Source organism: Nonomuraea wenchangensis, from assembly GCF_900111685.1.
In the GTDB taxonomy this organism is placed as follows: domain Bacteria; phylum Actinomycetota; class Actinomycetes; order Streptosporangiales; family Streptosporangiaceae; genus Nonomuraea; species Nonomuraea wenchangensis.
This window is the reverse complement of the sequence record NZ_FOHX01000001.1, coordinates 559469-571586: the sequence shown is the minus strand read 5'-3', so window position 1 is coordinate 571586 and position 12118 is coordinate 559469. Positions and strand designations below refer to the sequence as shown.

Annotated in this window: 10 protein-coding genes; 7 read left to right on the top strand and 3 right to left on the bottom strand. The window is 71.1% G+C overall.

Annotation, left to right across the window (positions count from 1 at the left end):
• Positions 1–4: 4 nt before the first annotated feature.
• Positions 5–403 (bottom strand): hypothetical protein, encoded by a 399-nt coding sequence (locus BMW85_RS02750; protein WP_091077172.1) that lies wholly within the window; start codon positions 401–403, stop codon positions 5–7.
• A 208-nt stretch (positions 404–611) separates the two neighbouring features.
• Here BMW85_RS02750 and ctaE point away from each other — a divergent pair, with 208 nt between their 5' ends.
• The 4 genes from ctaE to qcrB are packed head-to-tail and all read left to right on the top strand — an operon-like array spanning position 612 to position 4856.
• Positions 612–1265 carry an aa3-type cytochrome oxidase subunit III gene (ctaE, locus tag BMW85_RS02745; RefSeq protein ID WP_091076361.1) on the top strand — a complete coding sequence of 218 codons (654 nt, stop codon included), beginning with the start codon at positions 612–614 and terminating at the stop codon, positions 1263–1265.
• A gap of 14 nt (positions 1266–1279) precedes the next feature.
• Positions 1280–2089 carry a cytochrome bc1 complex diheme cytochrome c subunit gene (qcrC, locus tag BMW85_RS02740; protein WP_091076358.1) on the top strand — a complete coding sequence of 270 codons (810 nt, stop codon included), beginning with the start codon at positions 1280–1282 and terminating at the stop codon, positions 2087–2089.
• Positions 2086–3201: a cytochrome bc1 complex Rieske iron-sulfur subunit gene (qcrA, locus tag BMW85_RS02735; protein ID WP_091076356.1), complete on the top strand. Its 1116-nt coding sequence runs from the start codon at positions 2086–2088 to the stop codon at positions 3199–3201. The genes qcrC and qcrA overlap by 4 nt, the downstream gene beginning before the upstream one ends.
• The gene (gene qcrB / locus BMW85_RS02730) at positions 3198–4856 is read left to right on the top strand and encodes a cytochrome bc1 complex cytochrome b subunit (protein WP_091076354.1); all 1659 of its coding nucleotides are present in this window, start codon (positions 3198–3200) and stop codon (positions 4854–4856) included. Before qcrA ends, qcrB begins: the two co-directional genes overlap by 4 nt.
• Positions 4857–5013: 157 nt before the next feature.
• Here the strand turns inward: qcrB and BMW85_RS02725 are convergent, their stop codons facing one another.
• Entirely contained in the window at positions 5014–5301 is a 288-nt protein-coding gene (locus tag BMW85_RS02725; RefSeq protein ID WP_091076351.1) for an Lrp/AsnC family transcriptional regulator, read from the bottom strand.
• A gap of 17 nt (positions 5302–5318) precedes the next feature.
• The gene (locus tag BMW85_RS02720; protein ID WP_218155630.1) at positions 5319–7088 is read right to left on the bottom strand and encodes a DEDD exonuclease domain-containing protein; all 1770 of its coding nucleotides are present in this window, start codon (positions 7086–7088) and stop codon (positions 5319–5321) included.
• 30 nt (positions 7089–7118) lie between these two features.
• On the opposite strand from BMW85_RS02720, the gene BMW85_RS02715 reads away from it, so the two are divergent.
• From BMW85_RS02715 to BMW85_RS02705, 3 genes are all read left to right on the top strand, one after another.
• Positions 7119–8627, top strand: a complete 1509-nt coding sequence (locus BMW85_RS02715; protein WP_091076346.1) for a serine/threonine-protein kinase — start codon at positions 7119–7121, stop codon at positions 8625–8627.
• Positions 8617–10053: a serine/threonine-protein kinase gene (locus BMW85_RS49195; protein WP_091076345.1), complete on the top strand. Its 1437-nt coding sequence runs from the start codon at positions 8617–8619 to the stop codon at positions 10051–10053. The genes BMW85_RS02715 and BMW85_RS49195 overlap by 11 nt, the downstream gene beginning before the upstream one ends.
• A gap of 662 nt (positions 10054–10715) precedes the next feature.
• Complete coding sequence (locus BMW85_RS02705) at positions 10716–12113, top strand: hypothetical protein (protein ID WP_143082070.1); 1398 nt, start codon at positions 10716–10718, stop codon at positions 12111–12113.
• The last annotated feature ends 5 nt before the right edge of the window (positions 12114–12118 follow it).

Here is a 12118-nt window from a genome sequence, read left to right as displayed (position 1 = left end):
GCACCTACTTAGCGTTGAGTCGGGTGGAATTGCGACGGCGCATGAGGTCGGCCACCGCGTCGGCCAGCACCATGGGCTCCAGGGGCTGGGGGACGACGGCGTCGGCCTTGGACCACTCGGCCAGCCAGCGGTCGTCGCGGCGGGCGATGAGCAGGCAGATCGGCGGGCAGTCGTAGACCTCGTCCTTGGCCTGGCGGGAGACGCCCATGCCGCCGGCGGGCTGGGTCTCGCCGTCGAGGACGGCCACGTCGATCTGCCCGGACCCCAGCCACTGGTGGACCTTCGGCTCGGTGGCGCACTCCACGATCTCGACCAGGGGGACGTCCGCCGCGGGCCGCCTGCCGATGGCCTGGATCACCTCAGCCCTCGTGGCGGCGTCGTCGCTGTAGACGAGGACCCTCATCGTGTCGTCGGTGCTGCCTGATGACGTCACTGTCGCGCTCACTATCGGTCGTAGCGGTATGGTCACCCTGGATCGTACCGGTGCTCCGGCGTGCAGACCCAGGCCGCCGCCCCAGAGGGGCGTTTTGCGGCAATTATCCCAGGTTGATGGCCGGTTTGTACCTGCTAACGGGGGGTCGTGCGCCGGACCGACTGATGGAGCCGCAATAATGCTGCCCGTGGCGACAGCATCCGCAATAACTTCGACGACGACAGCACAACCGTTCCGCAGACCCAACCTGGTCAGCGTCGGGACGATCGTCTGGCTGTCCTCTGAGCTCATGTTCTTCGCGGCGCTGTTCGCGATGTACTTCACCATCCGGTCCGTGAGCATCGGCAAGCACCTCGAATGGGGTCCTTCGCTCCTGCCCGCAGGCGCGATCGCCGCCGAAGGTGCTCACCTGAACATCCCGTTCGCGACGGTCAACACGACGATCCTGGTGCTGTCGAGTGTGACGTGCCAGCTCGGCGTGTGGGCCGCGGAGAAGGGGCAGGTCGGCAAGCTCCGTTTCTGGTACTTCGTCAGCTTCCTGATGGGCTCGGTCTTCATCGCCGGGCAGCTGTACGAGTACATGGAGCTGGCGTCAGACGGCGCGACCCTGTCCGCTAACGCCTACACCTCGGTGTTCTACCTGACGACGGGCTTCCACGGCCTGCACGTGACCGGTGGCCTGATCGCGTTCCTGTTCATGCTGGGACGCACGTACGCCGCGAAGCGCTTCACGCATGAGCAGGCCACCAGCGCGATCGTCGTGTCCTACTACTGGCACTTCGTCGACGTCGTCTGGATTGGTCTTTTCGCGACCATCTACATCATTCGGTAAGGAACGGGATCTCAGTGATTAGGATCACCGCTTGGCGGCGGCATCCCCTCGCGAGATACGCCGTCCTGATTTTGGCGTTGGCGCTGGTCGGGATGGTATACGCCGCCTTTGTCCAGGCGGGTAAGCCTGCCGACGCGGCGATGGCGGCAGGCAAGGTCGACGACGTGGCAGAGGGCAAGAGCCTGTTCGTCGCGCATTGCGCGAGCTGCCACGGGCTCAACGCGGAGGGCACCAACACCGCCCCCTCGATCGTCGGCGTCGGCGCCGCGGCGGTCGACTTCCAGATGAGCACCGGCCGCATGCCCGCGGCCAACCCCGGCCCCCAGGCCCCGCGCAAGCCCCTGGCGCGCTGGGTCGACGAGAACGCCATCCGTCAGGTCTCGGCGTACGTGCAGTCGCTCGGCGGTGGCCCGCAGGTGCCCGGCGCCGAGCAGGTCGACCCCAAGCTCGGTGACGCCGGCCGCGGTGGCGAGCTGTTCCGCGCCAACTGCATCCAGTGCCACAACTGGGCGGGTTCGGGCGGCGCGCTGACGCAGGGCAAGTACGCCCCCAACCTCAACGCGTCGTCCCCGACGCAGATCTACGAGGCGATGGTCACCGGCCCCCAGGCGATGCCCGTCTTCAACGACACGACGATCACGCCGCAGGAAAAGCGTGACATGATCGCCTACATCGTCCAGGTCCGTGAGCAGAAGGACCCGGGAGGCTTCGGTCTCGGGCGCATCGGCCCCGTGACCGAAGGCATCGTCGCGTGGGTCGTGGGCATGGTCGCCCTCGTACTCGCCGCCATCTGGATCACCGCGAAGAAGCGACAGAAGTCATGACTGACAACGAGCACGAGATCGAGCAGCCGGACGAGCGCGTCCCCAAGCGCGTGATCGGCACTCCCGCACCGGGCACCCCGATGCTCGGCCAGGCGGAGGCGGCCGAGGCCGCCGGCCAGGACGTCCCCGGCGTGACGCTGCAGGACGAGGCGAAGGCCCGCAAGGCGGAGAAGATCGTGGCGCTCTGCTTCACGATCACCTTCCTCGCGGCCATCGCGTTCATCATCTCCTACGTGGTGTTCCAGGTGGGCACGCCCGATTCGACGGGGGTCTCCAACCTGGCGCTGGGCGGCTCGCTCACCGTCGCCGTCCTGGGCCTGGCCATCGGCATCGTCGTCTGGGTCCGGATGATCATGCCCAAGTACTCGCTCATCCAGGAGCGCCACGAGATGGCCTCCGACGAGCCCGACCGCGAGGTCGTCGCCGACACCTTCGTGCAGGGCGCCAACGAGAGCGGCTTCGTCAAGCGCAAGCTGCTGCGCCGCACCCTGCTGCTGGCCGCGGCCCCGCTGGGCCTGGTGCCGCTGGTGCTGCTGCGCGACCTGGACAACAGCAACATGCCGGGCGCGAAGTTCAACAAGCTGCTGCGCCACACGGTCTGGGGCGAGAAGACCAAGGAGGGCAAGCCGCTCAGGCTCGTCGTCGAGGGCACCGGCCAGCCCATCAGGGCCGCCGACTTCAACTCGCCCGGCGGCATCCTGTCGGTCGTCCCCGAGGGCTACGAGCACGACCTCAACGCCCTGGCCAAGGCCACGCTGATCCTGATCAAGTTCCGTCCCGAGGAGATCAAGGGCGGGGTCAACCAGAACTGGATCCACGACGGCATCGTGGCCTACTCCAAGATCTGCACGCACGTGGGCTGCCCGGCAGCGCTCTACGAGCAGAACACGCATCACATCCTCTGCCCGTGCCACCAGTCGACGTTCGACGCCGCCGACGGCGCCAAGGTCATCTTCGGCCCGGCCGCGCGGCCGCTGCCGCAGCTGCCGATCACCGTGGACGACCAGGGCTACCTGATCGCCAAGGGTGACTTCGACGTGCCGGTCGGCCCGAGCTACTGGGAACGCGGCGACGCCGAGGCCGAGGCCAGAATGAAGGGAGGCCAGGCGTGAGCGGCGAACTGAACACGGTGCCGAAGGGTGTCGCGGGACCGTCGACCTGGCTGGACGACCGGCTGGGCGGCGCCAACTTCCTCAAGCGCAACCTTCGCAAGATCTTCCCTGACCACTGGTCGTTCCTGCTGGGCGAGATCGCGCTCTACTCCTTCGTCATCCTGCTGCTGACCGGCACGTTCCTGACGCTGTGGTTCAACCCCAGCATGACGGAGGTCGTCTACAACGGCCCCTACGCGCCGCTCAAGGGCGTCATGATGTCGGAGGCCTACGCCTCGGCGCTGGAGATCAGCTTCGAGGTCCGTGGTGGACTGCTCATGCGGCAGATGCACCACTGGGCGGCCCTGCTCTTCGTGGCCGGCATGACGGTCCACATGCTGCGGGTGTTCTTCACGGGCGCCTACCGCAAGCCGCGTGAGATCAACTGGCTGATCGGCGTGCTGCTGCTGTCGCTGGCCCTGGTCGAGGGCCTGACCGGCTACTCGCTGCCCGACGACCTGCTGTCCGGCGCCGGTCTGCGCATCACGGAGGGCGTGGCGATCTCGCTGCCGCTGGTCGGCACGTACATCACGTTCTTCCTGTTCGGCGGCGAATATCCGGGCACGGACATCATCCCGCGCTTCTACTCGCTGCACATCCTGCTCATCCCGGGCATCCTGCTGGCGCTGATCTCGGCCCACATGGTGCTCATGTGGGTGCAGAAGCACACGCAGATGCCGGGCAAGAGCCGCACCAACACCAACGTGGTCGGCGCGCCGTTCTACCCGGCCTTCATGGCCAAGGCAGGCGCGTACTTCCTGTTCACGCTGGGTGTGATCGCGGGTCTGGCGACGGTCGCGCAGATCAACCCGATCTGGCTGTTCGGCCCCTACACACCGGCCGACATCTCGGCGGGATCGCAGCCCGACTGGTACATGGGCTTCCTGGAGGGCTCCCTGCGCATCATGCCGCCATGGGAGTGGAACCTCTTCGGCACCGCCCACGCCGGCACGCTGCCGCTGAGCGTCATCATCCCGGCGCTGGTACCGCTCGGCATCGTCATGACGGGCCTCGCGCTCTACCCGTTCCTCGAACAGTGGGTGACCGGCGACAGGCGCGAGCACCACGTCGCCGACCGCCCGCGCAACAACCCGCACCGCACCTCGATCGGCATGTCGGGGATCACGTTCTACGGCCTGCTGTGGCTGCTCGGCGCGAACGACGAGATCGCGGCGAACTTCCACATCAGCCTCAACTGGACGACCTACATCGGCCGGGTGCTGATCTTCGTGGGCCCGGCGCTGGCCTACCTGATCACCTACCGCGTCTGCCTGGGCCTGCAGCGTTCCGACGCCGCGGTCATCTCGCACGGCGTGGAGTCGGGTGTCATCAAGCGCCTGCCGCACGGTGAGTTCATCGAGGTCCACACGCCGCCGGCGGACGACATCGAGGCCCACATGCGTGGCAAGCAGCCGGTGCTGATGCACCCGGTGCGGGAGGACGCCGCCGGCATCCCGCCGAAGGGCATGCGCGGACCGCTCGGCAAGCTGCGGGCGCGGATGTCCCGTGCGTACGGCGGGGAGAAGATCCCGCTGGACGAGGGCCACGGCCACGGCGAGGACGAGCACGCCGCCATCGGCTCCGGTGGGGACGACGACCGCAGCCTCACGCACTGACCGCTCCACGGACGCATCGCCACACCGCGCGGGCCCGGACGACCACTGGTCGTCCGGGCCCGCCGGTTTTCGACAGGTGCGAAGCCTGAACGCGGGCATGCGACAAGCCGCCCGGGGACGGTGGTCCTGGTCCGGGCGGCGCGTCAGGAGAAAGGGACTAGTCGGCCTCGGGGAAGCCGATGGAGAACGCGGCGTCGAGGTCGTGCTTGGAGTAGGCGCGGAAGGCGATGTGCGTCTCGGTGTTCAGCACGCCCTCGACCTTGTTGATGTGCCCGGGGACGACCTCGGCGATCTGCTCGTAGACCGGGACCCGGACCATGGCGAGCAGGTCGTATTCGCCGGTGATGGAGTAGACCTCGCTGACCCCGTCGATCTCGGCGATCGTCTCGGCGACCTCCGTGATCCGGTCTACCTCGGCATTGATGTGGACGATAGCCGTGACCATGCATCAACTCTATCGGTTCACCGCAAAGGCCGCCCCTCCCGCCCGCGGCCCTGATCGAGGTGCCGGTAGGCGAGGTCGATGCGGGCCTTGTGCCGGGCGGCCCCCCGCGCGGGCAGGCTCCACTCGCCGTCCACCTCCACCAGCCGCACCCCCGGCGACTCCAGCCAGCGCAGGATGCACTCGGTCTCCTCGGCGCTCGCCGCGTGCACGGGGCCGGGCCCCGGCAGGACGACCTCCGCCGAGGCCGTGAGCGAGGCCACGAACGGCGTGGGATGCGCCCCCTTGGCCAGCACCCCCGCCCCGGCCAGCCGCCCGTAGCGGACGACGTGGACGTCCCAGCCGCCGCCGAAGGCCGGGCTGGCGGCCACGAGCTGCGGGATGCGGGTGAGGGCGCTGAGCCGCTGCATGCGGGCCGCCGTGCGGACGAACGAGGCCAGCCGGTCGCGGTCGACCGACGCCTCCTCGTAGCGCTGCTCGACCGACAGCCGCTCCATGCGCGCCGCGACGGCCGCGAAGACCGGCGTCGCGTCGAGGGTCATGGCGCGGCGGGCGGCCTCGGCGTGCGCGGCGTAGTCCTCCGGACTCTCCCTGCCCTCGCACGGCGCTCCGCAGCGGCCCATCTCGTGCAGCACGCAGGCCGCGCGGCGGGTGCGCGGCCCGAGCGCCTGCGTGCACTGGCGCAGCGGCACCGCCTCGTGCAGCGCGATGCGCGCGTCGTCGGCCTGCCGGGCGCTGGTGAACGGCCCGAGGTAGGTGGCCGCGTCGTCCTTGAGCTCGCGCACGATCGACAGCCGGGGGAACGGCTCGTCCGTGAGCTTGAGCCACACCATCTTCTCGGGGAAGCGGGAGCGCCGGTTGTAGCGGGGCTTGGCGCCGCCGATCAGGCGCAACTCCCTGACCTCGGCCTCCAGCGCGGTCGCGCAGACGATGTGCCTGACGCGATCGGCGATGCCGATCATCTCCCTGATGCGCGGCCGGGTCTCGCTCGCGGTGAAGTAGGAGCGCACGCGGTTGCGCAGGTTGGTGCTCTTGCCGATGTAGAGCACCTCGCCCCGCTCGTCCTCGAAGAGGTAGACGCCCGGCGCGTGCGGCACGGAGTCGGCCAGGTGGCGCTTGCGCTGCTGCTCGGGCGTGGGCGCGCGGACGAACGACTTGAGCTCCTCCAGCGTGTGCACCTGGAACGATCCCGCCCGCTCGATGAGCCCGTGCAGCACGTCGACCGTGGCCCGCGCGTCCTGCAGCGCCCGGTGGCACGGCTCGACCGGGCTGCGGAAGAAGCGGGCCAGCGTCGCCAGCTTGGCGTTGGGCGTCTCGTCGCGGGTGAGCACCCGGCGGGCCAGATCGACGGTGTCGAGCACCGGGTTGGCGGGCGGAGGGTAGCCGTGGGCGGCGCAGGCGGCCTTGACGAACCGCGTGTCGAAGCTCGCGTTGTGCGCCACCAGCACCGACCCCCGGATGAACTCCAGGAAACTCGGCAGCACCGCCTCGATGCGCGGCGCGGCCACCACCATGGCGTCGGTGATGCCGGTCAGCACCGAGATGAACGGCGGGATCGGCCCCCCGGGATCGACCAGCGTGGAGAACTCGCCCAGCACCTCGCCCGCCCGCACCTTGACCGCGCCGATCTCGGTGATCGCGTCCTCGGCGGGCGAGCCGCCGGTCGTCTCCAGGTCGAACACGACGAACGTGACCTCGCTGAGTTGGGTGCCGAGCTCGTCGAGGGTGCCTTGAACCGCTTCCACGAACCAAGACCATAGAGAGACCGACCGACAGGATGGAATAACCATCCCTCTTGGTCGTTCGTTACCCTTCCCTTTATGTCGGCGGGAAGACTCGCCGGCCGCTACCTCCTGCTGCGCCCGCTGGGCGCGGGCGGCATGGGGAAGGTGTGGCTGGCCAGGGACGAGATGCTCGACCGCGAGGTCGCGGTCAAGGAGCTCACACTGCCCGAGGGCATGGCTCCCAAGGAGCGGGCCGACTCGGTCAAGCGCGCGGTGCGCGAGGCGCAGGCCACCGCGCGGCTCCGGCACCCCGGCATCGTCGCCCTGCACGACGTGGTGGTCGAGAACGACCGGCCGTGGCTGGTCATGGAGCTGCTGCGGGGCCGCACGCTCGGCGACACCGTCCGCCAGTTCGGGCCCATGCCCGCCGATCACGCCGCCCGTGTCGGCGCCGACGTGCTGGAGGCGCTGACGGCCGCGCACGCCCAGGGCATGCAGCACCGCGACGTCAAGCCGGGCAACGTGTTCCTGACCGAGAGCGGCCGGGTCGTGCTCACCGACTTCGGCATCGCCCGCCAGGAGGGCCAGGCCACCCTCACCGAGCAGGGCCTGATGATCGGCTCGCCCGGCTTCATCGCCCCCGAACGGCTGGAGGGCCAGCCCGGCGGCCCGGCCAGCGACCTGTGGTCACTCGGCGCCACCCTCTACGTCGCGGTCACCGGCGTGCCCGCCTACGAGGGATCGGCCGCCCAGCGGGTGCAGGCCACGCTGCTGGCGCCGCCGCCGGTCGCGCCGGGCCCGCTCGGGCCGCTGATCGCCGCCATGATGGCGCACCACCCGGCCGCCCGCCCCGATCCGCGGGCGGCCGGGCCCGCGCTGCGCCAGGTCGCCGCCGGCCGCCCCCTCCCCGAGCTGTCCGCCGCCTCCGACATCACTGTGCCCGGCCGGGTCGCCAGGCGCGGCCGTACCGTGGTGTGGGTGGCGGCGGGGGTGGCGCTCGCGGCCGTGCTGGCCGCCGGCGGCTTCCTCGCCGTACGCGGCCTGAGCGGCGGCGACGGCGTGCCGGCGGCGTTCACCGCCCCCATGGACGTGTGCACGCTGCTCGCCTCGGAGGAGGTGGGCCGGCTGCTGCTCACCTCCGCCCCGCCCAAGCCGCAGCCCGGCTCCGACGAGGTCGGCCCCAAGTGCGGCTGGCCGATCTCCGGCACCGGCGTGGGCCTGCAGGTGCAGAAGGACTCCGACACCGTCGACCCGTGGTCGATGACCCCGGCCACGGCCCGCACGCTGTTCCAGAACCAGAAGCGTTACTGGGGCAAGTACACCAGCGTCGACTGGACCTGGCCGGAGATCGGCGTCAAGACCTCCAGGAAGGCCACGCTGACGCCGGTGCGGCAGATCGGCGGCGTCGGCGAGGAGGCGTTCGGCTTCGAGCTGAAGGGGCCCACCGGCCGGGTGCACTCCGCGCACGTCTACTACCGGCTGGCCAACCTCGTCGTCAGCGTCGAGTACTCCACCCTGTCCGACCGGCCCACGGACGAGGACGTCCGGCAGGCGGCGCTGAAGGCCGCGCGGGCGAGCGAGCAGGCGTTGCGCCATGCCGCATGACCTCTATCTGCTGGCCGGCCGCTACCGGCTGATCGAGCGGCTCGGCCAGGGCGGCGCGGGCACCGTGTGGCGGGCCATCGACGAGATGCTCGACCGCCAGGTCGCCGTCAAGCAGGTGCGCGTCCCCGAGGGCCTCACCCCGCACGAGCGGGCGCAGTTCACCGGACGAGCCATCCACGAGGCCCGCTCCGCCGGCCGGCTGCGCGACCCGGCGATCGTGGTCGTGCACGACGTCGTGCTGGAGGGCCACCAGCCGTGGATCATCATGGACCTGGTCACCGGCCGCTCGCTCGACCAGCTCGTCAAGGAGCGGGGCCCGCTGCCGCCCGGCGCCGTGGCCGGGATCGGGCTGCGGGTGCTGTCGGCGCTGGAGGTCGCGCACGCCCACGGCCTGCTGCACCAGGACGTCAAGCCGGGCAACATCCTGCTCGACGCGGACGGCTCGGCCATGCTCACCGACTTCGGCATCGCGGCCCCCATGGGCGGCCCGGGCGGCCTGGCGGGCAGCGCGGGCTCGCCCGGCTACATGGCGCCCGAACGACTCAACGAGCAGCCCTCCGGCCCCGCCTCCGACCTGTGGTCGCTCGGCGCGAGCCTCTACACGGCGGTGGAGGGGCGGGCGCCGTTCGAGCGCGACCTGCCCGCCGCGGTGGCGGCGGCGGTGCTGCTGCACGAGCCGCCGTTCCCGGCCAGGGCGGGGCGGCGGCTCGGCGGCCTGCTCATGGCCATGCTCGCCAAGAACCCCGCGGCCCGGCCCACCGCGCCGCAGATCAGGCAGGAGCTCACCGCCCTGGCCGGGGCCGCCCCCGAGCCGCGTGGCCGCCCCCGGTGGCTGCTGCCCGCCGCGCTCGCCGCCGCCGTCGTGCTGCTGGGCGCCGGCGGCTGGTACGCCGTCTCCGCCCTCCGCCCTCAGCCCGACACCGGCCGGTACGCCGCCGCGCCCGACCCGTGCACGCTGCTCAGCGACGCCCAGGCCGAGGAGCTCATGAAGGTCACGCCGGTGCGCAACGCGAGCCGGCCGGGGGAGTGCCAGTGGATCGTGCGCGAGGGGCCGGGGCGCACGCTCACCGTCCGCGCCTGGGCGGAGAAGCCGGACGGCGACCTCGGCGGGCCGCAGGTGGCGCAGCGGCGCTTCGCCAGCGAGAAGGCCACCCGGGCAGCGGGCAAGGGCCAGGAGGGGCGCGACGTGCGCGGCGGGGTGTCCGAGGTGCCGGGGATCGCGGAGTCCGCCATCCTCCAGAACAGCTTCACCTTCTACATCAACACCAACAAAAGCGGCCGATCCGACAGCGTGCTGCTCTTCCGGACGAGTAACCTGCTCGGCGAAGTGGTGTGGCACCGTGACGACGTCCCGGCGTCGAGAGCGGCGGACAAGGAGACGGCTGTCGCCGCGGCGCGACTGGTGGCCGCGGCCCTGAACAGATGACCCGCGCCGTGACAAACGTCGCAGCATCGTGCAAGGGGTGTGACTAGCATGTTCTCCCGCAAGTCAGGGCGACCCCAGGAGTCCCAGTGAACCCCGGAAGCGCGTACGAGCCGCCGACGACCCCGTACCCGGGGCAGGGGCAGGACGGCGGCGACCCCGGCGACCAGCCCGGGCCCAGGGACGGCTACAGCCCGCCGCCCGGCTACGGGTCGCACGGCGGTGGGGACGTGCCCTATGTTCCTCAGGGCGGGCCGTACGGTTGGCAGGGCGGGCCGCCGATGAGCCCAGGGGCCGGAGCACCAGGCATGCCGCCGCACCCGGCCGGCGGGAGCGGCCATCCGGGCCCACCTCCGCCCGGCATGCCGCCGCAAGCCCCTTACAGCTCACCTCAAGGCCCTTACGCCCCTTCCCCGGGCCCGTCCTACGGCCCGCCTCATGGTCCGCCCTACGCCTCGCCCACGGACCCGTCTCCTCAGGGCCCGTCCTCCTATGGCCCTCCTCAGGTCCCGTTTCAGGGGCCCGCTCAGGGCGCGCCTCCCCAGGGGCCGCCGCCGCAGGGCCCGCCGTACTACGGGCCGCCCCCTCCTCAGATGCCGCCCACGGCGCCCACGTTGCCGCAGGCCCCGTCGGCGCCCGGTCCGCCAGGGCGCCGCGGGTGGCTGATGCCTGCGTTGGCCGCCGGCGTGGTGGTGCTGGTGGCGGCAGGGGGCGTGGGCGTGTTCGTGCTCACCTCCCGCGACGACCCCGCGGGCTCGCGGGAGGCCGATGGCCGGCCGGCGGCGTCCTCCTCGGCCGCCCCCGCCTCGGGTGCGAAGGGCCCGGACGTGTGCGGCATGCTCCCCAAGGAGGAGGCCGAACGCCTGGTGCCCGGCGCGACCGTCGCCAAGTCCTCCCGGGACGGCGAGTTCACCGTCGACTTCGGCTGCAACTGGGTCAACCGCCGCATCTCGTTCGGCGAGTACTGGCGCAGCAGGGAGATCGACGTCAAGATCGCCCAGTATCGCGGCGAGGGCGCCAAGACCGGCCGCGCCCTGGCCCAGAACGCCTACGAGGTGGAGTACCGCGGCGGCAAGTACGCCGCCACCGCCAAGCCGTCCCTGGACCCCGACGAGAAGGAGTACATCTCCCCGCTCAAGGACATCCCGGGCGTGGGCGAAGGCGCGTTCGCCCAGTACACATGGCGGCGCGACAAGCTGCTGTGGTACTCGTTCGGCACCGCGAACGCCCGCGTCGGCGACTTCACGATCAAGGTCAAGTTCCAGGCCGACCAGCAGAAGAAGGACGCCCAGATCCTGTCGAGCGAGACCCGGCAGTCGATCACCGAGGCGAACGCGCTGCGCGAGGTGAGCGGCCTGGTCGCGTACTTCGCCAAGGGCGTGGCGGCCTGGCAGGCGAAGAACCCGAACGTGCTGGCCAAGGCCGACCAGCCCGCCGTCACCTCCTCGCCCAGCCCGAAGGCGTCGGCCTCGCCGACCGTGCTGGCCGCGTTCCCCGCGTTCTGCACGGCCGTCGGCGCGAAGGCGACCGAGCTGGTGCCGAGCCCCACGACGCGGGCGCGCGGCCTGGAGGAGGGCGGCGACAGCCAGACCGAGTGCCGCTGGCTCAACCTCGACCTGCCGGGCGACGGCGCGGACACGAAGAAGATCCGCAGCGTGCTGATCACCGTTCACCGGTTCAGCGACCGTACCGGCCAGGCCGACGTGAGCGGCGCCAAGTCCTACTACGCCACCCAGCGCGGCGGCGACAAGAACATGGCGGGCTCGTCGCTGGGCGGCATCACCTGGGGCAAACTGGTCGACCGTGACGACCTGGGCGACCAGGCGTACCAGCAGTTCGTGCAGACCAGGCACAGCGACGTGGCGGCCTCCAGCGGCTCGGTGCTCATGCGCAAGGGCGCGGTGGTCGTGCGCGTCGACTACTCGGGCCACCAGCGGCCGAAGGACGCGGCGACGAACTCGCCGAAGGTCCGGTTCATGTCCGAGAAGGAGGCCATGGGCGGGGCGCTGCCGATGGCCAGGGCGTTCATGGAGGAGATGACCAGGCGGCCGGTCGGGAGCTGAGGCGG

What these genes read in the sequence shown, in the direction of transcription:
- BMW85_RS02750 (WP_091077172.1), bottom strand. Translation starts at nt 403, where the DNA reads ATGAGGGTCCTCGTCTACAGCGACGACGCCGCCACGAGGGCTGAGGTG.
- ctaE (WP_091076361.1), top strand. Translation starts at nt 612, where the DNA reads ATGCTGCCCGTGGCGACAGCATCCGCAATAACTTCGACGACGACAGCA.
- qcrA (WP_091076356.1), top strand. Translation starts at nt 2,086, where the DNA reads ATGACTGACAACGAGCACGAGATCGAGCAGCCGGACGAGCGCGTCCCC.
- BMW85_RS02725 (WP_091076351.1), bottom strand. Translation starts at nt 5,301, where the DNA reads ATGGTCACGGCTATCGTCCACATCAATGCCGAGGTAGACCGGATCACG.
- BMW85_RS02720 (WP_218155630.1), bottom strand. Translation starts at nt 7,088, where the DNA reads ATGGTTATTCCATCCTGTCGGTCGGTCTCTCTATGGTCTTGGTTCGTG.
- BMW85_RS02715 (WP_091076346.1), top strand. Translation starts at nt 7,119, where the DNA reads ATGTCGGCGGGAAGACTCGCCGGCCGCTACCTCCTGCTGCGCCCGCTG.
- BMW85_RS49195 (WP_091076345.1), top strand. Translation starts at nt 8,617, where the DNA reads ATGCCGCATGACCTCTATCTGCTGGCCGGCCGCTACCGGCTGATCGAG.
- BMW85_RS02705 (WP_143082070.1), top strand. Translation starts at nt 10,716, where the DNA reads ATGCCTGCGTTGGCCGCCGGCGTGGTGGTGCTGGTGGCGGCAGGGGGC.